The organism is Sorangium sp. So ce1036 (assembly GCF_051369805.1).
Taxonomy (GTDB): Bacteria; Myxococcota_A; Polyangia; order Polyangiales; family Polyangiaceae; genus Sorangium; species Sorangium cellulosum_F.
Window position 1 is genome coordinate 3,544,489 of record NZ_JBBMOX010000001.1, and the last position, 23,735, is coordinate 3,568,223.

Here is a 23,735-nt window from a genome sequence, read left to right on the forward strand (position 1 = left end):
GAGCTGGATCTCGGGGCCCGGCGGGACGTGGCCGGGCGTGTGGGGCTCGTGGGGCGCCGGCCCGGGGGTGCCGGGCGTCGGGCCGGGCGGGCGGGGCGCTGGCTCGGGCGGGCGGGGCGCTGGCCCCGGGGGGCCGGGCGCCGGCTCGGGCGGGCTGGGCGCTGGCCCGGGGGGGCTCGCCGTCGGCAGCGGGATGGGGCTCGCCACCGGCTGCGGGATGCCGAGCGTCCAGAGGTATCTGGGCTCCTGTTGAGGCGCTGACTTCACGGTTTCACCTCCTTCGTTCGGAGCGTCGGATCACGTGGGAACGCGGCGCCCGAGCGCGAACGAGATCACGGCGAGCACCAGGAAGACGGCGAACAGGACTTTCGCGAGGGTCGCGGCGCTCGCCGCGATTCCGCCGAATCCGAAGATGGCGGCCACGATCGCGATGATGAAAAAGGCAATACTCCAGCCGAGCATGGTGTCCTCCAGGGGTGTCCAGGGTGTCCAGGGGGGTCGAGCCGGCCTCTGGTGGAGACGACCTCAACGCGAACCCTGGATTGCAGCCCCTGTGCCGGAGCACTGCAGAGGCCGGTGGCCGGCGTGATTTCCCGGCATCCGGGCGGCGCGCGGCGGTTCGAGGCCGGGCGCGGGGGCCGCTGCGTCCGCTCAGGAACCGGTGCGTCCTCGATGCCCCTGGGGCAACGTGCCTCGACCGTGACAGGGTGCACTGCGCGGCCGCCGGACGGCGGCCCGGGCGGCGCTGCGCCCCGTCATCGAGCGTGCACCGAGGCTCCACATCGCCACCCTGCAACTTCCCGGACCGGGCGACCCGGGACGGGCTATAAGAACAGGGCCATGTCGAAATCGAAGGTCGCTGTGATCCGCACCTCGCCTGCGACGGTGCTCTCCGACTACCACCGGCTGATGAACCTGGCCGGGTACCAGGATGTGATCGCCAAGGACGCCGACACCGCGCTCAAGGTGAACATCTCCTGGCATTTCTTCTATCCGAGCGCGTCCACGACGCCGTGGCAGCTCGACGGGGTCATCCGGGCCATGACGCGGGATGGCTACGCGAAGGAGCTGATCCACGCGTGCCACAACCGCACGGTCGTCATCGACGCCCACCTCGGGGAGCGCGAGAACAAGCAGATCGACGTCGTCCAGGCGCACGGCCTGCGCAACGTCCACCTCTACGAGGGGGAGGAGTGGATCCCGATCGGGGATGCGGTCGGCGACCTGCGGAAGAAGTTCCTCTGCCTGAACGAGGTGTACCCGAAGGGGTTCTCGATCCCGAAGCGGTTCATCGGCGAGAACATCATCCATCTGCCGACGGTGAAGACGCACGTCTTCACGACGAGCACCGGGGCGATGAAGAACGCCTTCGGCGGCCTGCTCAACGAGCACCGGCACTGGACCCACCCGGTGATCCACGAGACGCTCGTGGATCTGCTGATGATCCAGAAGAAGATCCACCGCGGGGTGTTCGCGGTGATGGACGGCACCTTCGCGGGCGACGGCCCTGGCCCGCGCTGCATGGTGCCGCACGTGAAGAACGTCCTGCTCGCGTCGGCGGATCAGGTGGCGATCGACGCGGTGGCGGCGAAGCTCATGGGGTTCGACCCGCTGCGCGACCTCAAGTACGTGCGGCTGGCGCACGATCTCGGGCTCGGGACGGGCGACGTGCGCGACATCGAGATCGTGGGCGACGCCGACGCGCTGAACGAGCCGTGGAATTTCGATGGACCCTACAAGGAGATGACGTTCGCCTCGCGCAACCAGCACCGCATCTACTGGGGTCCGCTGAAGAAGCCGGTGGAGTGGTCGCTCAAGACCTGGCTGGCGCCCTGGGCGTACGTGGCGTCGGTGGCGTATCACGATATGTTCTGGTACCCGCGGTACGCGAAGGAGAAGATGGAGCCCGTGCTGAAGAGCCCGTGGGGCCGGCTGTTCGCGAACTGGGGCAAGGTGCAGCCGGACGCGGAGGGGCGGGGCTATCCCGACGTGGGCGAGGAGAGCCACGAGCTCGTGCGGACCGGGGTGCGGCACTTCCTGGAGGGCATGCGCCTCGTGGGGATGGCGGTGGCGGAGTCGCCGGAGCTCGCGGTCCGGAGGCGGGCGCGGGCGCAGTCCGCCAGCGCGAGCGGCGCGGCGACCGTCTAGCGCTGGGCGTTCGCGCGTGGAGGTGGAGGGGCCCCGGGACGTCCCGGGCCCCTGCTTCCTCCGAGCTCGCTCAGGGCGCGTTCTGCGCCGGGGTCCCGTCCCTGGGGCCGGGGGCGGCCGCAGCGCGCGGCGCCACGGGGCGGCGCGCGAGGACGTGGGCGATGCCGCTCTGCAGGGTGCTGTGGGTGGCGATGCCGCCGAGGTCGACGCCGAGGTCGACGAGGGACTGGGCGGTGTCGGGGTTGATGCCGGTCAGGAGGAGGCGGGCGCCGAGCAGGCGCGCCGCGCGCGCGATGCGCAGCAGCGCGTCGGCGGACTCGGCGTCGACGTCCCTGACGCCGGTGACGTCGACGATGACCGTGTGGAGCTGGTGCTGGACGATGCCGTCCAGGAGCTTTTCCATGGCCTGCTGGGCGCGGGTGCGGTCGAAGGTGCCGATGAGGGGCATGGCGACGACGCCCTCGGCGAGCGGGACGAGGGGGGTGGACAGCTCGCGCAGCGTGGCCTGCTGGGCCTGGATCACCTGCTCCTGGAGGGCGAGCCGCTCGCGCTCGGCCTCGTGGATGGGGGTCAGATCGCGGGCGAGGACGGCGACCCCCGGGGGCCGCCCGTGCTCGGCGGCGAGCGCGACCATGGAGACCTGGCAGGGGACGGTGCGCCCGCCGGGCTGCGCGAGGCTCAGGGTCCCCTGCCACGAGGCGCGGCGGAAGCACCGCTGCACGATCGCGGAGAGCTCGTCCCGCGGGGCCGCGAAGACCTCGAACAGGCTCGGGAACGGCGCGCCCTCGGCGTGCCCTGTCATGGCGCGGAAGGCCGGGTTCTCGTAGAAGAGCGCGCCCTCCTGGGACGCGAGGCAGACGCCGTCGGGCGCGTACTCCACGAGCGCCTGGAAATCGCGCAGCTCCGCCTGGGCGTGGGCCCGCTTCCGCTGTGCCGTGATGTCGTTCGCGATCCAGAGGACCGTGTCCCCCGTGAGCGGTTTGCAGACGGCGTGGCACCACACCTCGCGTTCACCCCATGGGAGGGGGTACTCGATGCTCAGGGTCGTTCGCGTCTCGAGCGCCTCCCGGATGAGCGCGAGGCACCGGTCGGCGTGACCTGGCTTGATCACCCGGGCCAGCGGCATTCCGAGCTCGGTCGTGATCATCTCGACAGAGAAGAGCAAGGTCGGGATCATCTCCACGATGATTCCCTCTCTGTTGAAGACCGCGATGAAGCTCGGGAGCACGGAGGAGAGCGCCTCCAGCTTCGCCTGGGCGCCCTCCAGCTCGGCCACGCGCTGGCGCAGCGCCGCGATCTCCGCCTCGAGCGCCGTCAAGCTCTGTTCATGACTCATGGTCCTCGATCCTGTCCCCTCGCGAAGCTGACGCGGGGCGCGCTCCCGCAGGCTGCGGCGTGGAGGCGGCCCCCTTCGAGGGATCGAGACGATACTGATATCCCGTCGCATTTCCAGGGGGGAGCGCGTGGAAGGTGGTCCTGCCAACGCGGGGCAGGTCGCGCCGCGCTGGAGCCGCCGGGCAGGCTGAGGCGTCCAGGCGGCCAGCCTGCACATTGCATCGAACGCGCGGTCCCCGGCGCTCCCATCGACGCCGAGCCTTGAGCGCCGGACAAAACCTCCCGTCGCAAGGCGGCCGAGGGCGGGCGCATCGCGTCGTTGCTCCTCGTCACCCTATTTCAGCAGGACTCCTCGTCGCGCCCAGCGCCGCACCCACCCTCGGCCGCCTGGCCCGGTCCGGTTTTGTTCGGCGCTCTTACACTCGTGGTCCGGTTTGGTGGCGCCCGTGATAGTTTTCAGCCATGGAGAACGGCGCAAGCACCGATGCCGGAGTCGCGACCCTGCTGCACGGCTATGCCGTGGACCACATCCTGCATCAGGGACATGAGATCGTCGTCCGCCGCGCGCGCCGCGTCGCCGACGGACTGGCCGTCATCCTGAAGGGGCCCAGGCCCGATCGCGCGTCCCCGCGGGCGATCGCGAGGCTCCGCCACGAGCACGCGATCGCGAGGGAGAGCGCGCACCCGGGCGTCATTCGCATCCTCGACGTCGAGGAGAGCGACGGCGTGCCTGTCCTCGTCATCGAGGACTTCGGCGCCGCATCGCTCGATATCGTCCTGCGGAGCGAGCGGCTCGAGCTACGGACGATCCTGCGCATTGGCATCCACGTCGCGGACGCCCTCGCGTCGCTGCACCACGCCGGCATCATTCACAAGGACATCAAGCCGCACAACATCCTGGTCCGCCTGGATCCGCTCGAGGTCAAGCTCGCCGACTTCGGGATCGCCACGCGCCTGTCGCAGGAGGCGCCGAGGGCCGAGAACCCGGGCGCCGGCGAGGGGACCCTGGCGTACATGTCCCCCGAGCAGACAGGCTGGATGAACCGCAGCCTCGACTCCCGGACGGACCTCTACTCGCTGGGCGTCACCCTCTACGAGATGGTCACGGGCGCCCTCCCGTTCACGGCGCCGAGCGCCATGGAGCTCGTGCACGCTCACCTCGCCAGGACGCCGCCGCCGCCGCACGTCGCCTCGGCCGACGTCCCACGGGTGCTGTCCGACATCATCATGAAGCTCCTCGCCAAGGCGGCAGAGGATCGTTATCAGCTCGCGGAGGCCCTGAAGCTCGATCTCGAGGAGTGCCTCCGCCGGTACGAGGCCGACGGCCGCGTCGAGCCTTTCCCGCTCGGCGCGCGCGACGCGGGCGATCGGCTCTGGCTGCCGGAGAGGCTCTACGGGCGCGAGGCCGCGACGCAGGCGATCCTGGCCGCGGGCGAGCGCGCGGCGGCCGGGGCCGTCGCGCTGTTCATGATCTCCGGCCACGCCGGCATCGGCAAGTCGGCCCTCGTCCGCGAGGTCTACAAGGTGCTCGCGCAGCGGCCCGGGTACTTCGTCTCGGGGAAGTTCGGCCAGATCCGGCAGCGCACCCCCTATGCGGCGATCGCGCAGGCGTTCGGCGAGCTGTGCGAGCGCCTGCTCTCGGAGGGCGAGGACGCCCTCCTGCGATGGAGGGCCCGGCTCGCCGAAGCGCTCGGAGCGATCGGGCAGGTCGTCGTGGACGTCATCCCCGAGCTCGCGCGCATCCTCGGCCCGCAGCCCCCCGTGCAGCCGCTCGGGCCGAACGAGTCGATGAACCGCTTCCGCCTGGCTTTCCAGCGCTTCGTGCGCGCCATCACGGACGAGCGCCTCCTCGTGGTCTTCATCGACGACCTGCAGTGGGCCGATCCGGCGTCGCTCAAGCTCCTCGAGCTGTTGACGACCGATCCCGACGGCCGGCGGATGCTCGTGATCGGCGCCTACCGCGACAACGAGGTCGACGACGGCCACCCGCTCGCGAGGCTCGTCCGGGACCTGCGGGCGGCGAGCGCGTTCGAAAGCGAGGTGTGGCTCGGGCCGCTCGAGCTCGAGGACATCCGCCGGCTCCTCGCCGACGCCCTGCGCTGCCGCGTCGAGGACACGGACACCTTCGCGGCGCTGATCCTGGAGCAGACCGCGGGCAACCCGTTCTACATCCACCAGTTCCTGCACGCCCTCGCCGGGGAGGGGATCGTGCGCTTCGATCCGGCCTCGGGCGCGTGGACGTGGGACACGGAGCGCGCCCGGAGCGCGGCGGACGCGGACGGCGTGGTCGAGCTGATGGCCGCGAAGATCCGGCGGCTCGGGCCCGACGCGCAGCGCGCCCTGCGGCTCGCGGCCTGCGTGGGCCACCGGTTCGAGCTCCGGACGCTCGCGTCCGTCGCCGAGCGGCCCCCGGCCGACGTGGCCGCGGCGCTCTGGGAGGCGCTGCGGGAGGGCCTCGTCGTGCCCCTGGATCCCGACTACCGCTTCGTCCACTCGGGCGACGCGGCGGTCGCGGAGGGGCTGCTCGCGGACCCGTCGTTCCGCGTGTCGTACCGGTTCTTGCACGATCACGTCCAGCAGGCGGCGTACGCGCTCATCGGCGAGCCGGAGCGGAAGCGGCTGCACCGCCGCATCGGCCGGCTCCTCGCGGCGAGCCTCGGAGAGGACCCGAGCGACGAGGACCTGTTCGTGGTCGCCGGCCACCTGAACCTCGGCGCGGCCCTGATCCAGGATCCGGCGGAGCGCGGCGAGCTCGTGCGGCTCAACCTGGCCGCGGGGCGGCGCGCGCGGGCGGCGACCGCGTACGACGCCGCGTTCGGCTACCTGAGCGCCGCGGTGTCCGCGCTCGGCCCGGATCCATGGGCCGGCGAGCCGGGCCTCGCCTTCGACGTCTTCGACATCCATGCCGCAAAGGCCGAGTGCGCGCACCTGAGCGGCCGCTGCGACGAGGCGGAGGCGCTCTTCGACGCCCTCCTCGAGCGCGCCGCCTCGGACGTGGAGCGCGCGCGCGTTTACTGCATGCGGATGGTCCTCTACAACGCGCAGCACCGCTGGGCGGACACGCTCGCGGTGGCGCTCCAGGGTCTGCGCCTCTTCGGCATGGAGGTGCCCACCGAGGGCGAGGCGCTCGCCGCCGCGCTCCGCGCGGAGCTCGCCGAGGCCGAGCGCGGCTTCGCCGCCCGGCGGGGCGAGGACGTCGGCGCGGGCCCGGAGCTCGCCGATCCGCGCGTCCGGGCCGTGGTGGAGATGCTCGGCTACGGGTCGCCATCGGCGTATTTCCTCAACCCGCCGCTGGCCCAGCTCCTCGCCGTCAGGATGGCGAACCTGTCGCTCCGGCACGGGATCTCGCCGATGGCCAGCGTGGCGTACGTGTACCACGGCTTCTACCTGGCCGCGTTCTGGGGCCAGCCGCACGAGGGCTACAGGATCGCGCGGATGGGCGTCGCCCTGAACGACAGGTACCAGATCGATGCCCTCAGGGCGAAGCTCGACTTCAACTACGGGGTCGTCATGAACCACTCGAGGCCGCAGCGCGAGGTGCTCGAGGTCCTCCAGCGGGCGCGGATCGCCGGGATGGAGACCGGCGATTTCATGTTCGCGTCGGCGTCCTCCAACATCCTCGCCCAGATGAAGCTCAGCCTGGAAGGCGAGCTCCGGCGCGTGCGCGAGGACGTCGGCGGGTTCCTGCGCTTCACGTCCCGCACGAAGGACGCGCTGTCGACGGCGGTCCAGACCGTCGCGCGGCAGGTGATCCAGAACCTCGAGGGGCGCACGCTGGACCGCGGCACGCTGAGCGACGCCGGCTTCGACGAGGACGCCCTCGTGCCGAAGCTCGAGGCGGTGGGCTTCGCGATCGTCGCCGGCTTCTACTACACGAACAAGCTCGCGCTCGCGTACCTCTACGGCGATCACGAGGGCGCGCTCCGGATGGCGCGCCGCGCGCACGAGCGGGCCCGCGCCCTCTCGGGCCAGTACATCGGCATCGTCGATCTGCCGCTCTACACCTGCCTCACCCTCCTGGCGCTCGGCCCTCGGGCGAGCGGGGAGGAGGGCGGCGCGCTGGCCGAGATGCTCGCGTCGAGCCACGACAAGCTCGCCACGCTCGCGCGGAATTGCCCCGAGCTCCGGCACCTGGAGCTGCTCGTCCGGGCGGAGCGCGCGCGCGTCGCCGGGGAGGCGCTGGAGCCGATCCTCGAGCTCTACCAGCAGGCGAGCGACGCGGCGGAGCAGGCGGGGTACGTGCGCTACCGCGCGCTCGTCAGCGAGCTCTGCGGCAGGTTCCTGGCCTCGCGGCGCATGCCGCGGCTCGCGCGGTCGTGCCTGGTCGAGGCGTACCAGGCCTACGCGCGCTGGGGCGCCACGGCCAAGCTGCGGCAGATGGAGGAGGCGTACATGGAGCTGCTCCCCCGCGCGGGGACGTGGCAACCCGGGTCCGAGAACCTGCTCTCGAACCTGACGTCGGTGGCGTCGTCGACCACGGAGATGGCCGCGCGGCGCGCGGCGCTGCTCGACGCGGCGGCGCTGATCCGGGCGGCGCAGGCGGTGGCGCGCGAGGTCGACCTCGGCCGCGTCATGACGCGGCTGCTCCAGCTCGCCCTCGAGAGCGTCGGCGCGCAGCGGGGGGCGCTGATCCTGGAGCGCGAGGGCATTCCGCGCGTGGAGGCCGTCGCCGAGGACGGCGGTGAGGTGCGCGTGGGCCCGCCTGTGCCCGTGGGGGAGAGCGGCGTCGTGGCTCCGTCCGTGATCGAGCTCGTCATGAGCACGAGGAGCTCTGTCGTCGTGGGGGACGCCGCGCAGGACGCGCGGTTCGAGGGAGACTCCTATGTCGCGGCGCGCCGGCCTCGGTCCGTGCTCGGTCTGCCCATGGTGAGCCAGGGGGAGCTCTCGGGGATTCTTTATCTGGAGAACAACGCCGCGCCCGACATCTTCTCTCCGGCGCGCCTCGACGTGCTGGAGCTCGTGGCCGCGCAGGCCGCCATCGCCGTGAAGAACGCGCTGCTCTACGCGCGCGTCCAGGCGGCGAGCGACGAGCTCCGCCGCGCCAACGACGCGCTCGAGGCGGCCGTGGCCGACCGCACCGCGGAGCTCTCCGCGGCGAAGGCGCAGCTGGAGAAGGAGCTCGCCGAGCGGGCGAGCGCCGAGCGGGCGCGCGCCGCCCTGCAGGAGGATCTGATCCGGATGCAGCGCGAGCGGCTCGCGGAGCTGTCGACGCCGCTCATCCCGATCACCGACCGGATCATGGTCATGCCGCTCATCGGGACCGTGGACGCGGAGCGGGCGGATCGCGCGCTCGAGGCGGCGCTGCGCGGCGTATCGGAGACGGGGGCCCAGGTCGTCATCCTGGACATCACGGGGGTGCGGGGCGTGGACAGCGGCGTCGCGGCGACGCTGGTGCGGACCGCGACCGCGCTGCGGCTGCTCGGCGCCGAGGCGGTGCTCACCGGGGTCCGGGCCGATGTGTCGCAAACGCTGGTGGCGCTCGGGGTCGACCTCGGCGCGGTCGTCGTGCAGGGGACGCTCCAGCGCGGGATCGCGTATGCGATCCGCAGGACCGGCCAGGCGCTGCAGCTCGCCGGCGCGGGCTCGCCCGGCCTGGGCGGCCTGCGCCCGGACTGCTCGCCGACGATCCCGAGGTCGTCGACACGATGAGGGAGATTGTCCGGGAGGACCGTCGTTGCGGCCTGGCTCCTTGCGCGCGACGACCTCTGATCTCGTCCTGGCGAAGCGGTATCCTCCGGAGCAGGCGCCCATGCGAAAGATCGTCATTCACGAGCCCGGCGGCCACGACAAGCTTCGCCTGGAGGAGCACCCCGACCCGAGCCCGGCGCGCGGCGAGGTGCTCGTCGACGTGCGGGCGGCGGGCGTCAACTACGCCGATTGCGTCGTGCGCATGGGGCTTTACGAATCGGCGAAGAAATATGTCGGCTGGCCCATCACGCCTGGCTTCGAGCTCGCCGGGACCGTCGCCGCGCTCGGCGAGGGCGTCTCGGACCTGGCGGTCGGGGCGCGCATCTTCGGCGTGACCCGCTTCGGCGGCTACGCCTCGCGCGTCGTGGTCCCGCGTCACCAGGTCTTTCCGCTGCCCGCGCGCCTTTCGCCGGAGGAGGCGGCCGGCTTCCCGGCGGTGTTCATGACGGCGTACTATGCGCTCTTCGAGCTCGTGCGGCTACGGCCGGGCATGGCCGTGCTGGTGCACTCGGCCGCCGGCGGCGTGGGCGGCGCGCTCGTGCAGCTCGGCAAGATCGCCGGCTGCCGGGTGGTCGGCGTGGTCGGCGCTGCGCACAAGGTCGAGGCGGCGAGGCGCCTCGGCGCGGACGCGGTGATCGACAAGCGCCGCGAGCCGCTCTGGGCGGCGGCGGAGCGGCTCGCGCCGGAGGGCTACGACGTGGTCCTCGACGCGAACGGGGTCGAGACGCTGCGGCAGAGCTACCGGCACCTCGGGCCGGCCGGCAAGCTCGTCGTCTATGGATTCCACACGATGCTGCCGCGGCAGGGCGGCCGGCCGAGCTATCCGAAGCTCGCGCTCGACTTCCTCCGGATGCCGCGGTTCAACCCGCTCGATCTCTGCAACGACAACAAGAGCGTGCTCGCCTTCAACCTCTCGTACCTGTTCCACAAGACGGAGCTCCTGCGCGAGGCCATGGACCGGCTCGTGGGCTGGGTGGAGGAGGGGCGCGTCGTGGCGCCGCCGGTGACGACGTTCCCGCTGGAGCGGGTGGGGGAGGCGCACCGGGCGCTGGAGTCGGGCGGCACGGTGGGCAAGCTGGTGCTGACGATGTGAAGGCGCCGTGACGGCGGCAACGTACTAGAGCACCGATCACGTTGAACAAGCGAGAGATCAACCACCAAGGCGCCAAGGACGCCAAGAATGGATTCTCTCCTTGGCGCCTTGGCGGTTCGAATTTCTGCGCTTTTCAGGCGGTTTCAACCCGTTGGTCGCCCTGGAAGCGCGCCCCCCGGTGGGCGCGCAGGGAAATCGCGGCCGCCGCGACGGCGCCCAGGAGCAGAATCGGAATGATCACCAGGGCGGGCCCCGCGTCCACGCCGATGGCGCTCATCCACAGGATCTTGGCGAGGAGCGCGAGCATCTGCAGGCTCACGAACACCGTGTAGACCGGCGCGAGCAGGCTCCCCGGCTCCCGGCATTTCAGGTACCAGGAGCCGGCGAAGAGAGAGGGCGGCAGGAGCAGGGCCAGATCGAAGCCCTGAACCACGAGGGTCGTGAAGTGGGCGAGCTCCGCGGGATAGAGCGTCCCGTCGAGGAGCGGTGGCACCACGACCCCGAGCCACAGGAGGGCAATGGCCGCCCCGTTGCACAGCAGGAACCCGCCCACGAACCTGCGTGTCCCCTTCGTCCCGTCGACCCGGAACGCCTCTGGCGGCGCCGCGAGCAACAGCCGCACGAGGGCCTGGAACGTGAGCAGCACGAGGGCGACCCAGAGCAGGAACAGCTCGTTGTAGGTCGCCATGGCGAGGTACAGGAAGTACTGCACGAACAGGTACCCGACGGCGCCGCACAGGGCGAGGTGCCCCGCGCGGGAGCCCCGGCGTGCCCATCCGAGGGCCAGCAGGAGGAAGGGCACGCCGACGGCGAGGGTCACCAGGTCCTGGGCGAGCCCTTGCACCGCCACGTCCGCGGGCATGTGCCGGTAAGGGCCGTGGCCGTGGAGAAGGACCTCTTCTCCGCGGACGGACGTGTGCCGGAAGGGGCCCGAACCTGCGGTGAAGACGAAGGGGACGGCCGCCGCGAGGGTCGCGAGGATGGCGATGGAGACCACCAGCCAGGTGAGCCGCCGGGCAGGAATCATGAGCTCAGACCTCCTTTCGCATCTCCAGCGTAGCCGATGGGAGGCATACCTCCGAGTCCCTCTGCCCGGCGCACGACGCGCGCACCCGCATCGGCACGAGCCCTCGGGCCGGATCTCGATCGCAGCGTCGTGGCGGAACGACCGTTGGGCCGACATGCCATGGAGGGGGCATGGTGACCGTGCTCCGCCACGGCGCCGCCACCCCTGAGCCGGAGCTCTCCCCGCGTTCTCCCGTCGTTTCGCGTCGGCATGGGGCGTGCTCGAGGCCGGAGTCATGCCGACGCTCGAGCACAACGCCCTCGTCGAGATGTTCCGTGAGCGCCCGGAGCTCGCGCCCCACGTGCTCGCCACGCTCTTCCATGTCGAGGTGCCGCCGCACGCCTCGGTCGCGGTGGTCGAGTCGTCGCTCGACCAGCTCATCCCGGCGGAGTTCCGCGCGGATCTCGTGCTCGAGCTGCGCGACGCGAACGGCAAGCTCGTGCTGGCGATCGTCCTCGAGGTCCAGCGCGAGGTGGACCCGAACAAGAAGTTCTCGTGGCCGATGTACGTCACGGGCGTGCGCGCCAGGAAGCGGTGCGCCACGGTCGTCCTCGTGGTCGCGCCGGACGCCGGCGTGGCCGCCTGGGCGGCGGAGAGCATCGATCTCGGCCTGGGCCGAGGCCACATCGAGCCGCTGGTGCTCGGTCCGGCCGTCGTCCCCGAGATCACCGACCCGGCCGTTGCGGAAGCGGAAATGGAGGCCGAGCTCGCCGTGCTCTCGGCGGTGGCGCACGGCAACGGGCCGAGCGGGCTCACCGTGGTCCAGGCGGCGCTCGCGGCCCTGGGGCGGCTCGACCAGGAGCACGCGATGGTCTATTTTCAGCTCATCTGGGACGGGTTGCGCGAACCCATGCAGCAGGCTCTGGAGGCGTTGGTCATGGAACGGCAGATCGAAGGCGAGGCGACTCTCCCCCCGTTCGTGCAGAGGCTCATCGATCGCGGCATGCGTGAGGGAGAGCTCAGGGGCATGCGTGAGGGCAAGCTCGAGGGCATGCGTGAGGGCAAGCTCGAGGGCATGCGTGAGGGAGAGCTCAAGGGCATGCGTGAGGGCAAGCTCGAGGGCATGCGTGAGGGAGAGCTCAAGGGCAAGAAGGAAACCCTCCTGCGGCTGCTCGCGCGCTCAGGGATCGTGCTCGCCGAGAACGAGAGCGCGCGCATCCAGGCATGCTCGGACGTCGCGACCCTCGACCGCTGGATCGAGAACGTCCTCGGGGCGAAGACTGCCACCGAAGTGCTCTCCTGACGGGGGGGGATGCGGCCCAGCAAGACATCGCTCCCGACGGCGTCCTGCTGCGTGTGAACGACAGCGCCAGGGAGCGATGCTCGTTCGCCCAGCAAAGCATGGTGTGGGTGAGCGGGGAGAGGGTGGCGAGAGGTTCAGCGAACAGCAAGAAATTCACCCTGGCGGCTGACGAGAGCCTCCGGGGAGAGCTGAAATTCAGCCTGGAGGCTGTCGACAGCCGCCCGGAGAGCTGAAATTCAGCCTGGAGGCTGTCGAGAGTCTCCGGGGAAAATTGAAATTGAACCCGGAGGCTGTCGACAGCCGCCCGGAGAATTGAAATTCAACCCGGAGGCTGTCGAGCGCCCGACGGGCAGCTTTTTCTTCTCCTGGCGGAGCTCGCGGGCGCGCAGGGCTCCCGTGGAGCAGGAAAACGACGAGCCCTGCGGTCGATCTTCGTGACCCGATCGGGGGTGCGCTCCCGATTTATCTCTTCGACGGGGCAGAAGGGCGCCGGGCGGTGAATCCGCTTCGCGCGGCGCGCTCTGCTCCGCTGGCCTTGCTCCATCGCGCGCCCGCCGGCTGCGCGGCGACGCGGTGGTCCGGGCTGAGCCCAATCAACGGCCTCCCGTTCGAGGAGATTTCAGGAGGAGAGATATGCCCGCTGTGACGAAGACGACGACGAAGATGAAGAAGAGCCCCCTGACCAGCGCGGCGTTGTTCGAGCCGTCATACGCCCCGCCTCTCTACGATCCCGGGGCCGGCAAGGAGGCGCTCGACGCGCTCGCCGCGGCGCTCGACGAGCTCGCCGAGGCCGAGCTCGTCACCGTCAGGATGGATGTCGAGGCGGCGACCTATGCGGCGCTCGGCGTGGTCGGCTTCGTGTCCTCGCCCGACGTGCGCGCGCGCTTTTCGCGGCTGCCGAAGGAGGAGTTCGACATCACCCACCTCGACGAGCTCGGGCCCGCGTGCTTCGCCACGCTGCACGCGCTCGCGGAGGCCCGGGCCGCCGGGGCGCTCGAGACGGAGGCGCGGCTGCCGGTCGCGCTCGTGACCGAGGCGGTGGAGGTCGAGGCGCGCATGCAGGCGCTGTGCGAGTACCAGCTCTCGGACGATCCGGCGATCAAGCCGGAGCTCGACCGGCTGCGGCCGGGCACCGGGCACCGCGACCTCGCGAACGATCTGCTCGGCTACGCGCGGATCTACGAGCTGCGCGCCGACGTGGTGAAGGCGGACCGGAAGCACTACCGGGCCGGCGACGCGGCGCGCGCGCGGGAGCTGGCCGGCATGATGATCCAGCGGCTCTCGACGGCGATGACGCCGAAGGCCCGGGCGGCGTACGACCGCTACGTGCGGGTCTGGACGCTCCTGTGCCAGCGCTACGACGAGGTGCGGGCGGCGGGGCTCTGGCTGTGGCGGAAGAACGCGCGCGCGCAGGAGCGGTTCCCGTCGCTGTATGCGGCGGGCCGACCGAAGGTGGGGCGGCCGAGGAAGGAAGAGCCGAAGGCGGCGGAGGGCGGCGGTGGGGCCGGCGGGAGCGGTGGCAGCGGTGGTGGGGCCGGCGCCGGCGGCGGTGGGACTGGCGGCGGTGGTGGGACTGGCGGCGGTGGTGGGACTGGCGGCGGTGGGGCTGGCGGCGGGGGAGCGCCGGGACCGACGCCTGCACCGGAGGCCGTGACGACGGATAGCCCTGCCTGATCGAAGGCGAATGTGCCGCGCTGCGCGTGTCAGGTGTGCGCGCAGTGCGGCATCGCAGCGCCTCCGGACATCCGCCCCGCGGCGCGTCGCATGAGACGGGGCCGCTCGACAGGCATCAGGGCCGAACGATGCGGATCGACGCTTCGCCTACCACAACGAACGAACCGGATAGATCGGCGGCGTGGTGCGCCAGGAGCCGCTTCAGGGCGGCCACCTTGCTGAGGCTGCGCTCATCCGCCAGCCTGAGGAGGACCACGCCGCGATGTGGCTGGCGGGCGCGGAACACGCGCTCGCCGAAGTCCGTATCGTTGGTGATCAGGATCCGGTCCTCGCGGACGGCCATCGCGAGCACGTCGGCATCATCGAGCCCGCGAGCATCCTCGTAAACCGAGACGACATCATGGTGCTGATCGCGCAGCCAGCGTGCCACGCGCGGCCCAGTGCGCTCATCCACCAGAAATCGCGCTCAGATCGCTTCCTTGAGGACTGGCAGGAAGGACGTCTGCTCCAGGGAACGGCTGGCGAAGAGCAGGCAGGCCTGGATGTCCTCGCGGGTCAGACCTTCGTACTCTTCGAGGATCTCGTCCATGCTGGCCCCGTGGGCGAGCAAGCCCAGGAGGAAAGGCACGGTGAGCCGCGTCCCGCGCACGACCGGCTTTCCGGCCATGACGTCGGGGTGGACAGTGATGCGTTCGAGCAGGTGGTGGTTCGTCATGGTCCTCCCGGCGCCGCAGCGCGTCCTTGCGGCTCCAGCGTAGCAGGGCCGGGCGGTATCGGGCCGCTCTCCCGGGTGGAGGGAGGCTGTTCTTCGTGGAGGAACGGGGCCGTCGAAGGAAGAGTGGGCTCGCCGGGGAGGACGCGCCGCCGGGGAGCTTCGTCCGGAGAATCGTTCACCCCGATGTCGCCCCGGCGACCTCCACGTGCGGCTCCGATGCCGACGCGTCCCCCTGCGCGCGCTCTCGGCGCTCCCGGTCCGCCCGCAGGGCCGCGGCGAACCGCTTGCGGGCCTCCGCACCGCGCCGCTTCGCGGTGCGCTCCGAGCAGCCGAGCGCGGCGCCGATGGCCCGCCAGGTCCGCTCCTCGACGTGATGGAGCACGAGGACGCGCCGCTCCTCGTCCGGGAGCCGCGACAGCGCGGACTCCGCCGCGCGGAGGGCGCGGTCGTACGTGGCGCGGAGCCGCGCGCCGTCCTCGCCGGTCGCGCGCAGCGCCCGGCCCACGAGGCCGAGCACCGCCGCGGCCGCGACCTCGTCGGCCATCCCGTCGACGTGCGCGATGGTCTCGGCGTCGCCGTCGGCGAGGGGATCGCTCCGGTCGTCGACCGCCTCGGCGGCGTCGTAGGCGTCCTCGCGGGCGGCGCGCCAGTGCTTCGACTCCTGCCGGAGCGCGTCCGAGAGCGCGCCGTCGACGCGCCGCCACGCGAACGCCGCGAACGGGACGCCGCGGGCCGGGTCGTAGCCGAGCGCGGCCTCGTGGAGCGCGTGGAACGCGGCGGAGCGGAGGTCATCGGCCAGGTAGCCCGCGCGCGTGCGCCGGAGGAAGTGGTCGCAGAGCTTCTCGGCGAGCGGCACGGCCTGCGCGACGAGCGCCTGCTGGTCGGGGCTCAGGGGGCGCAGGGGGCGCCGCGGCCGGTCGGCGCCGCTCATCGGGCGGGGCCTCGCCGGCCGGTGGGGCCGTGCCGGGGGCCCGCCGCCGGGCTCGCCGCTGGTCCCGCGGCTGCGCTCGCCGCTGGTCCCGCGGCTGCGCTTGCGGCCTTCGCCGTGAGGCGCTGCGCTGCTTCGGCCAGCGCCGCGGGGGCGCGCCGGTCGACCTCGCCGCTCGACGCGGGAGGCGTGCGCGGGCGGAGGCGATCGACGAGCGGGGCGGCGACGGGGTGCGTCGCGAGGAAGCGCCGGGTCAGGGATTGCAGCGCTTCGAGATCCTCGGAGGGGAGGAGATCGGCATAGGGCGCGACGGCGTGCGCGACACGGGCTTCGAGGATCGGATCCTCCGGGTCAGGAGCGGGGTCGGCGTCGGGGGCGGGGCGCGGGCTCGACATGAGGGCTCCAGGGGGGCGCGTTGCCGGTCGACGCCAGTCGGCGCCGGTCGGCGCTGCGTGCGATGGGGCAATGGGACGATGGATAGAGGATGGACAAGCGACGTTAGCTTTGCTGGGGCGGAGCAACAAGAGTAGAGCTGCGACGAGGGACGGCATGCTTCCGGGTGGGGTGTCGCGAGGTGACGAGCGTCGATGATCTGCTGAGCCCCGGGGTGCTGTTCCAGGGGCGCTTTCTGATCGAGCGCCCGCTCGGGCGCGGAGGCATGGGCGAGGTGTGGGCCGCGCTCGATACGGCGATCGAGCGGCCGGTGGCGATCAAGATCATCCACCGCGCGCTCGCGGGGGAGGCGCGCTACGCGGAGCGCTTCCTCCGCGAGACGAAGCTCGTCGCGCGCGTCGCGCACCCGAACATCGTGCGGCTCTACGACGCCGGCGCGACGGCGGACGGGCGGCTCTTCATGATCATGGAGCGCGTCGTCGGCGTCTCGCTCCGGCAGATGACGGCCGGCGGCAGGCGGCTCGATGGGGTGCGCGCGGTCCATTACGCGATCCAGTTCGCGGACGCGCTCGCGACGGCGCACGAGGCCGAGCTCGTGCACCGGGACGTGAAGCCGGAGAACGTCATGGTGAGCGAGGGCGTGCACGCGCGGCTGCTCGACTTCGGCGTGGCGAAGGACGGGCGCGCCGTGGGGGCCGGCCCGGGGGCGGGGGCCGGCCCGGGGGCGGGGCCGGGGGCGGGGGCGGGGCTGGGGCTGACGCGGCAGGGCGCGGTGGTCGGGACGTCGCGGTACATGGCGCCGGAGCAGATCACCGGGAGCAGCGCGGTGGACGCGCGCGCGGATCTGTATGCGCTCGGCGTGGTGATGTACGAGATGCTGGCGGGGGCGCATCCGTATGCGGCGCTGGATGCGGGGTCGGGGATCGGAGAGACGGAGATCCTGGCGGCGCACGTGCACCTGGATGCGAGGCCGCTGCCCGAGGTGCTGCCGGGGTGCCCGGAGGCGCTGTGGCAGGCGGTGGCCACGTGCCTGGCGAAGAGGCCCGAGGAGCGGTTTGCGCGGGCGGGGGAGCTCGCGGAGGCGCTGCGCGCGGTGGCGCAGCAGGCGCTGTCGGCGGGGGTGGCGGCGGGGCTGCCGGGGGATGAGGCGAGCGCGCGGCGGCTGCTCCGCGAGGTGGCGGATGCGGCGCGGGCGAGGGCGATCCGGGGGAGCGCGGTGCGGGGCGCGCCGCGGGAGCGGGAGAAGAAGGAGGCTGTGCGGGAGAGGGGGGCGCTGCGGGGGCTGGCGGTCGGCGGAGGGCCGGCGGGCGCAGAGGAGCCGAACAGGCTGGCGATGGCGCAGCTCTTCGAGGTGGCGCCGGCGTGGGGGCTCGGCGTCGCGAGCGCGGGGGAGGGGGAGAAGGCTGGGAGCGGAGACGTGGTGGCTCCGGGGCTGCCGCGCATGCCGGTGCCGCCGGTGGTCGAGGGCGGGGCGGCGGGGGCAGTGGCCGCGAGGCAGGGGTCGAGCGCGGGGGCCGGCGCGGCGGGGCGCGGTGCGGAGGCGGGGGCAGGTACGGGGGCGGGGGCGGGGGCGCTGGCGAGCACCGAGAAATGGGAACGGCCGGCAGCGACCACCATGGAGCCGAGCTCGCTGGTGAGCACCGAGAAGTGGGCGGGGGCGGAGGCCGCCATGGTGGCAAGGGCAGGGGGAGAGCGGCTGGCGAGGACGGAGCCCTGGGAGCAGGGGATGGCTGGCGCGGGGGCGATGGCAACGAGGGCGGCGCCTCCGCCGAGGACGCGAAGGAGGACGGGGCTGGTCGTGCTCGGAGTGCTGGCGCTCGGTCTGGCGGCGGCGCTTCTTGCGGCGCTGGTCGCTGCACACGTGCGAGGCTGAGGTGCGCTTGGCAGAGCACGAGCGGAGCACCCCCGCCGACTCGAGGGCGCAGCCCCGTCGCAAGGACGACGGTTCCGACGACGACGTCACGCCTTGAACGCGTCGTAGCGGAACGCGCGGCCCGCCACCCTCGCCTCGAGCGCGGCGCGTTCGACCTCGGGCATCGGCACCGGCTGCGCGCGCGCGCCGAGGTTCTCGCGCACCTCCGCGATCGAGGAGCAGCCGATGATGACCGTATCGGCGAAGCTCGCGGCGTAACGGATGAGCTCGTGGGGCGTGGCCACGCGGTCCGCGAGCAGGCGCCCCGCGGCCATGACCTTCATGCCGATGACGCCGATCCCGCGCCGGCGCGCCTCGGGCACCACGGTCGTCAAGAACGGCATCCGCGCGGGATCCGCGGGGTTCATCGCGCAGAGCACCGTGTCCACGGGGTAGCGCCGCATGGCCTCGAGCAGGATCGCGGGATCGTGATGCCCGGTGATGCCGACGAAGCGGATCCGCCCGTCTGCCTTGGCGCGCTCGACGGCCTCGATGGCGCCGCCCCGGCCGAAGATCTCGTCGAGCTCGGCCATGTCGCGCAGGTCGTGGAGCTGCCACAGGTCGAGGTGGTCGGTGCCCAGCCGGCGCAGGCTGTCGTCGAGCAGCCGCAGGGCGCCGTCGCGATCGCGGGCGTGGGTCTTGGAGGCCAGGAAGACCTTCTCGCGCGCGCCCGGGCCCGCGGCGCGGAACGCCTCGCCGTAATAGTCCTGGCTCTGCGCGTACGCGGGCGCGGTGTCGCAATAACCGACGCCGAGCCGCAGGGCCTCGAGGATCACCGGCACCGCCTCGCGGCTGCGGCCGGTGGTGCGGAGGATGCCCTCGCCCCCGAGCGAGACGGGCTCGACCGAGGCGCCGGTGCGTCCGAGGGGGCGGAGCGAGGGATCTGTGCCTGGGGCAGGGGGCGGGGCGGGCGCGGCCGGCGGTGGGCCGGGCGGCGGGGGTGCTGCCGCTGCGGCAGGCTGGGCGGGCTGGGCGGTCTGGGCGGGCTGGCCCGGTGGCGGGGCGGGCGGCGCGCAGCCGGCCGCGCCTGCGGCGACCGCCGCCATCGTGCCCAGCACCTCGCGCCGGCCGGTCCGGTCGGCCTGTTCTCGTCGCTCGCTCATCGGGGACCTCCGCCGGGAGCTTACGATCTGCCAGGAGGTCGAGGAACCGCAGCCTCACAACGTCTCGACCACGGGCTCTGAACGCGCTCGATGTCGGCGGGCGCGGTCGAGCCGGGTGGCATCAGCGCGGTTTGTGGCCGATCGCGACGTTCGCCGTCGCCGGGATGTGAACGGCTCCGCCCGGCTCGGCGCGGGCTTCGACGGCGGTGCGCAACAGCCCGCGCAGCCGAGCGCGCTCCTCGTCGTCCAGCCCGGCGTGGGCGTGGTGCGGCGACAGGCGCTGTATCTCGTCGATGACCTTCAAGACCTGGTCCACCGAGGGCCCGCCCCAGACGCCGTCGACCGCGTGCACGGCGACCTCGCCGCACCCGGCCCTGACCATCTCCGCCTTCAGGCCCTCCGGCGCGCAGAGGACCATCATGCCGGGCGGCATAGGAGGGAGCGCTGCTTCCAGGGAGGCGCTGCGGTAGGCCTGCCTGATCAGCGGCGCCGGGCCTGCGCCCTCGGGGTTCACCCAGGTCGCCACGATCACCCGGCCGCCGGGCCGGGTCGCGCGCACCAGCTCCGCCAGGCCGCGCCGCCATTCGGGAAACAGCATGACGCCGAAGACCGAGAAGCTCGCGTCGAAGGTCGCGTCCTCCACCTCCAGCGCCTGCCCGTCCATCACGCGCGCCTCGCTCCCGGCGAAGGGATCGAGCCGCTCACGCAGGCGCGCCACCATGCCGGGCGAGGAGTCGGTCGCGAGCACGCGCCCGCCCGCCTCGGCCGCGGCCACAGCAAGGGCGCCCGTGCCGGCCGCGACGTCGAGCACGCGCTCCCCGCGCGCGATCCCGCCCGAGAGCGACAGCGCCGCGCGCGCGAACTGGGCCGTCATCGGCTCGGCCCAGCGCTCGTAGCTGGCCGTCATGGCGCTCCAGCGCGCTTCGTTACCGGTTTCGTCACCGGTGGCGAGGTGTTCACGTTCGACGGGCATTGGAAGGGTCCTTCCGTGGAGCGGGAGATCGCATGCGAGGAGCCTAGGACCTGCAGAGGAGCTCGTCGCTGGCCGTGTTTTCGGTGATGTTGGCCTTTCTTTCGATCCGTGCGTGCTCCCGCGGCCATGCCCACGCGGGGAGCCCTGCGCCACGGGCGTGAGCCATGAGGATCTCGGCTCCACCCCGAGCAGGAGCCTGCGGCATGCGTGCTCGGATGGCGCTGCGTCGCCGGGGTTGAGCTCGACGCCGAGCGGGGCGCGACCGACGTACGTGTACCTTGTCAGCCGTCCAGGATTTTGCTCGGACATGCGCGCGAGCAGCTCGAGGTGCGCGCCCGTGCCGAGCCCGCTGCCGGCAGGAGCGAGCCGAGTCGCGGGGCCGGGCGGGATACCGTCGCGGTGGATGGGCACCCGCGCGAAGTAGAGGCCCTTTAGCCGATCCGCAGCCGCGCCCGCGGCGTGAGCGCCCGCCGCCGCGCTGCTCGACATCCGCGCGCGGCGCGCTCTAGCTTGCCGCCTCCGCGCGCGCTGGCCTCTTGCGGCCGAATGCGCGGAGCTCGTACGATGCCGCGGGCCGCACGCTGCTCGCGCTCCGCTCGTGCTCTGCACAGGGGAAGAGTCCATGCACTTGTTTCAGGTCGACGGGCTGGATCACGAGCTCCGCGTGACGCGGTTCGAGGGCAGTGAGGGCATCTCCCAGGCACTCGCCACCCCGGAGATCGTCGAGAAGGTCCTGCGCACGGCCGGGATCCCGAGCAACGGTTACCGCTTCGCGCTGAGCGGCGGCTACCGCCCGAGGGAGTACTGCGTGCAGTACCGGGAGAGCGACTTCGACTTCATCTCGCGCCTGCTCGAGGAGGAGGGCATCTGTCACTTCTTCGAATACGACGAGGGCGGCTACGTGCTCGTGTTCGCCGACAGCCCCGCTGCCAGTGGGCCGCTCGCGGGGAAGAGCACCGTCGTGCTCCGGCCGCCGCTCGGCGCGACGCACCAGAACGAGCACGTCTCGCACTTCCGCTACGCGGAGAGGGTGCGCTCGGGGACGGTGGCGCTTCGCGACGACAACTTCAAGAATCCCAGCCTGTCGCTCGCGAGCAAGGCCCAGGCCGACGTGGACGACGATCTCGAGGTCACGACTATCCGGGCGACTGTGATGCTCCCGGCGCGGCATCGAGCATTGCCCGGATTCGCCTCACAGAGAGCATCGGCGAGAACGAGAGCCTCTCGGTCGGAGCGAGTCGGGAGGTCCGCGCGGGCGGGGATCATGCCGAGTCAGTCGGGGAGAGCCAGGCGATCGACATGGGAGAGAGCCAGAGCGTGTCGATCGGCGGGAACAAGAGCGAATCGGTGGGGGGGAGCGAGCTCGGATATGGTGGCCAAGGGCAAGTCGATCAGCGTGGACGAGGGATACACGCTGAGCATGGCCAAGGACATGACCGTGACGATCGGGGGGAACGTGCGGGAGGAGGTGAATGATCATCGGCGAGAAGCTCGCGATCGCGTGCGGAGAGGACACGGTCACGCTCGAGAAGAACGGGAACGTCACGGTGCAGGGGAAGAGGATCGCCGTGAAAGGCGAGGGGCCGATCCGGGCCGTGGGGAGGAAGCTCGACGTGAAGAGCGAGGGGGCGGTGAACGTCGAGGCGTCGGGGAAGGTGAAGGTCAAGGACAGCAACGTGGGGATGAACCGATGCGGTCTGGGGCGCTTGCACCTGGAGATGATGAGCGGGAGCGGAGGAGTCGGGTGATGCGGGATGACGGACGGGGGCCGACGGCGGAGCTGGGAAGCGAGGCGCTGCGGATCGAGGTGGCGGAAGGCGAGGGGGCGCGCGCCGAGGGGAAGGGCATGGACGCGGGGGAGGCCGATGAGGGGGGGATCGAGGGGGCCGAGGCGCTGCTCGAGCTGGTGGTCGCGGCGCACGAGGACCGCTTCGCGGCGGAGGCGGAGAAGGCCGGGCCGATCGATGGGGTCGTGGTGGGGCGGATTGTGGGGTTCGGGGGGAGCGGCGAGCCGCTCGTGGAGGCCGCGGTGCTGGGGGATGGCGCGCGCGGCGGGGTGCCGGCGCGGGCGATGACGGCGCTCGGGCCGGAGGACGAGGGGCGCGAGGTAGCGCTGCTGTTCGAAGGGGGGCGGCGCGACAGGCCCGTGGTGATGGGGCGGATGCATGTGCTGGGGGAGCGCGCGAGCGGGGCGGGGCGGGCTGCGGCCACGGCGACCGCGGACGGCGAGCGGCTGGTGTTCACGGCGGAGAAGGAGATCGTGCTCCAGTGCGGGGACGCCAGCATCACGCTGACGCGCGCTGGCAAGGTGCTGATTCGTGGGGCTTACTTGCTGACGCGCTCCTCCGGCGTGAACCGGATCCAGGGCGGCTCGGTGCAGATCAATTGATCTCGACGATCGATGCCGAGATTTTCGAGCAGCACGCCCTGGAGGCGGCGTTCCTGTGGTCGTACCGGGACGCCGCGGTCCTGGATCCGCTCTACGATCTCGAGAGCCTGGGTGAGCTGGACGAGCGGCTGGAGGCGTATGTCGACGGCCTTCAACTCGTGGGCGATGCGGGGTGGGGAGATCTGTAGGGGGGTATCGACCGGGACGATCCGGGAGCTTGTTTGCGCCGATGGTGCTCGCGGTGGAGCGCGGGGCTCAACATTCTTGATTTGATCGGCGAATCCGCACACTTGAAGAATCCATAAACTCGGGCGCCGCTGCCCGAGCTCCCTGGGCGGAGACTCGCCGAATAAACGGCGAAACCCGAGTCAGAGGCGAGCGCGGCACAAGGCCGTCCTTGCGTGAGCGATCCGCTATCTCCGGCGCTACGCGCCCTGCTCCCCCTCGTCCCCCGCGAGGAGGCCGCGCACCGAGAACTCGACCGCTTCGAACGGCTCGGCCCGGATGCGCTCGTGGCCATCGGCCGTCAGGACGATCAGGTAGCCTTCCGGCGTCCAGCGATGAACGACCAGCGCCTCGGCCTCCGGATCGAGGATCCAGGAATGCGGGACCCGACAACGCTGGTAGGTGCGCAGCTTCTTGAAGAGATCGTTCTGCTTGTTGGACGGCGAGAGGATCTCGCACACCCAGTCCGGCCGAAGCGCGATCGGGCTCTCGTCTGGCCATCGCGGGAGGCGTTCACGCCGCCACCCGGCCACGTCGGGCCGGTAGACCTGCGGCGCCTCGAAGAGGACCTCGACCTCGGTCGCGAAGATCCAGCCCCCCGGTCCACGACCGCGGGAGCGCAGGCCGTAGGCGCCGGCGATCTCGGCAGCGAGCTCCGCTTGCGCCGCGCCGTGGCGTGGGCTCGGCATCGCCTTGCGGACGAGCTCGCCGTCGATGATCTCGTGGAAGCGCTCCTCCTCGGGGATGGTGAGGAGGTCCTCCACCGTCGCAGAGCGGCGTTCCGGAGAGGCGCTCGACATGGGTCGACGATAGAGCGGCGCCGGCGGCTCGACCAGCACCGTCCGCACCC

The 23,735-nt window shown here is 72.0% G+C and carries 19 protein-coding genes and 1 pseudogene; 10 read left to right on the top strand and 10 right to left on the bottom strand.

Annotated features, from left to right (window positions below; all coding sequences use genetic code 11):
• Window positions 1-297: 297 nt before the first annotated feature.
• Window positions 298-462 carry a DUF1328 domain-containing protein gene (locus WMF31_RS13655; protein WP_436602354.1) on the bottom strand — a complete coding sequence of 55 codons (165 nt, stop codon included), beginning with the start codon at window positions 460-462 and terminating at the stop codon, window positions 298-300.
• A 378-nt stretch (window positions 463-840) separates the two neighbouring features.
• Here WMF31_RS13655 and WMF31_RS13660 point away from each other — a divergent pair, with 378 nt between their 5' ends.
• Window positions 841-2,148 (top strand): DUF362 domain-containing protein, encoded by a 1,308-nt coding sequence (locus tag WMF31_RS13660; protein WP_436602355.1) that lies wholly within the window; start codon window positions 841-843, stop codon window positions 2,146-2,148.
• A 70-nt stretch (window positions 2,149-2,218) separates the two neighbouring features.
• Here the strand turns inward: WMF31_RS13660 and WMF31_RS13665 are convergent, their stop codons facing one another.
• Entirely contained in the window at window positions 2,219-3,484 is a 1,266-nt protein-coding gene (locus WMF31_RS13665) for a PAS domain-containing protein (RefSeq protein ID WP_436602356.1), read from the bottom strand.
• A gap of 461 nt (window positions 3,485-3,945) precedes the next feature.
• Here WMF31_RS13665 and WMF31_RS13670 point away from each other — a divergent pair, with 461 nt between their 5' ends.
• Together WMF31_RS13670 and WMF31_RS13675 are read left to right on the top strand one after the other, a co-directional pair.
• Window positions 3,946-9,132 (top strand): AAA family ATPase, encoded by a 5,187-nt coding sequence (locus tag WMF31_RS13670; RefSeq protein ID WP_436602357.1) that lies wholly within the window; start codon window positions 3,946-3,948, stop codon window positions 9,130-9,132.
• Window positions 9,133-9,232: 100 nt separating this feature from the next.
• Window positions 9,233-10,264, top strand: coding sequence for a synaptic vesicle VAT-1 family membrane protein (locus WMF31_RS13675; RefSeq protein WP_436602358.1), 1,032 nt, complete (start codon window positions 9,233-9,235; stop codon window positions 10,262-10,264).
• Between the two features lie 133 nt (window positions 10,265-10,397).
• On the opposite strand, the gene WMF31_RS13680 is transcribed toward WMF31_RS13675, so the two are convergent.
• A complete protein-coding gene (locus tag WMF31_RS13680; RefSeq protein ID WP_436602359.1) occupies window positions 10,398-11,291 on the bottom strand; it encodes a hypothetical protein in 894 nt (297 codons plus the stop codon).
• A gap of 274 nt (window positions 11,292-11,565) precedes the next feature.
• Between WMF31_RS13680 and WMF31_RS13685 the strand changes: the two genes are divergently transcribed.
• Both WMF31_RS13685 and WMF31_RS13690 read left to right on the top strand, forming a co-directional pair.
• Window positions 11,566-12,573 (top strand): hypothetical protein, encoded by a 1,008-nt coding sequence (locus tag WMF31_RS13685; protein ID WP_436602360.1) that lies wholly within the window; start codon window positions 11,566-11,568, stop codon window positions 12,571-12,573.
• 633 nt (window positions 12,574-13,206) lie between these two features.
• The gene (locus WMF31_RS13690) at window positions 13,207-14,247 is read left to right on the top strand and encodes a hypothetical protein (protein WP_436602361.1); all 1,041 of its coding nucleotides are present in this window, start codon (window positions 13,207-13,209) and stop codon (window positions 14,245-14,247) included.
• A 115-nt stretch (window positions 14,248-14,362) separates the two neighbouring features.
• Here WMF31_RS13690 and WMF31_RS13695 read toward each other — a convergent pair whose 3' ends face one another.
• The 4 genes from WMF31_RS13695 to WMF31_RS13710 form a co-directional block, all read right to left on the bottom strand.
• Window positions 14,363-14,701, bottom strand: a complete 339-nt coding sequence (locus WMF31_RS13695; RefSeq protein ID WP_436602362.1) for a DUF5615 family PIN-like protein — start codon at window positions 14,699-14,701, stop codon at window positions 14,363-14,365.
• Between the two features lie 12 nt (window positions 14,702-14,713).
• Window positions 14,714-14,962: a DUF433 domain-containing protein gene (locus WMF31_RS13700; RefSeq protein ID WP_436602363.1), complete on the bottom strand. Its 249-nt coding sequence runs from the start codon at window positions 14,960-14,962 to the stop codon at window positions 14,714-14,716.
• Between the two features lie 175 nt (window positions 14,963-15,137).
• Complete coding sequence (locus WMF31_RS13705; protein ID WP_436602364.1) at window positions 15,138-15,893, bottom strand: sigma-70 family RNA polymerase sigma factor; 756 nt, start codon at window positions 15,891-15,893, stop codon at window positions 15,138-15,140.
• Window positions 15,890-16,285: a hypothetical protein gene (locus WMF31_RS13710; protein WP_436602365.1), complete on the bottom strand. Its 396-nt coding sequence runs from the start codon at window positions 16,283-16,285 to the stop codon at window positions 15,890-15,892. The genes WMF31_RS13705 and WMF31_RS13710 overlap by 4 nt, the downstream gene beginning before the upstream one ends.
• A gap of 179 nt (window positions 16,286-16,464) precedes the next feature.
• Here WMF31_RS13710 and WMF31_RS13715 point away from each other — a divergent pair, with 179 nt between their 5' ends.
• On the top strand, window positions 16,465-18,156 hold the full coding sequence (locus WMF31_RS13715) for a serine/threonine-protein kinase (protein ID WP_436602366.1): 1,692 nt from the start codon (window positions 16,465-16,467) through the stop codon (window positions 18,154-18,156).
• Between the two features lie 86 nt (window positions 18,157-18,242).
• Here the strand turns inward: WMF31_RS13715 and WMF31_RS13720 are convergent, their stop codons facing one another.
• Window positions 18,243-19,298, bottom strand: coding sequence for an aldo/keto reductase (locus WMF31_RS13720; RefSeq protein WP_436602367.1), 1,056 nt, complete (start codon window positions 19,296-19,298; stop codon window positions 18,243-18,245).
• Between the two features lie 121 nt (window positions 19,299-19,419).
• A complete protein-coding gene (locus tag WMF31_RS13725) occupies window positions 19,420-20,205 on the bottom strand; it encodes a class I SAM-dependent methyltransferase (RefSeq protein ID WP_436602368.1) in 786 nt (261 codons plus the stop codon).
• 688 nt (window positions 20,206-20,893) lie between these two features.
• Here WMF31_RS13725 and WMF31_RS13730 point away from each other — a divergent pair.
• The 4 genes and pseudogenes from WMF31_RS13730 to WMF31_RS13745 all read left to right on the top strand — a co-directional run.
• Window positions 20,894-21,466: pseudogene (locus tag WMF31_RS13730) on the top strand (contractile injection system protein, VgrG/Pvc8 family); the annotation flags it as partial.
• Window positions 21,467-21,743: 277 nt separating this feature from the next.
• Window positions 21,744-22,019 (top strand): hypothetical protein, encoded by a 276-nt coding sequence (locus tag WMF31_RS13735; protein ID WP_436606648.1) that lies wholly within the window; start codon window positions 21,744-21,746, stop codon window positions 22,017-22,019.
• Between the two features lie 98 nt (window positions 22,020-22,117).
• The gene (locus WMF31_RS13740; protein WP_436606556.1) at window positions 22,118-22,660 is read left to right on the top strand and encodes a DUF6484 domain-containing protein; all 543 of its coding nucleotides are present in this window, start codon (window positions 22,118-22,120) and stop codon (window positions 22,658-22,660) included.
• A complete protein-coding gene (locus WMF31_RS13745) occupies window positions 22,657-22,848 on the top strand; it encodes a hypothetical protein (RefSeq protein ID WP_436602369.1) in 192 nt (63 codons plus the stop codon). The genes WMF31_RS13740 and WMF31_RS13745 overlap by 4 nt, the downstream gene beginning before the upstream one ends.
• Before the next feature lie 237 nt (window positions 22,849-23,085).
• Here the strand turns inward: WMF31_RS13745 and WMF31_RS13750 are convergent, their stop codons facing one another.
• Window positions 23,086-23,685, bottom strand: a complete 600-nt coding sequence (locus tag WMF31_RS13750) for a Uma2 family endonuclease (protein WP_436602370.1) — start codon at window positions 23,683-23,685, stop codon at window positions 23,086-23,088.
• Window positions 23,686-23,735 lie beyond the last annotated feature (50 nt).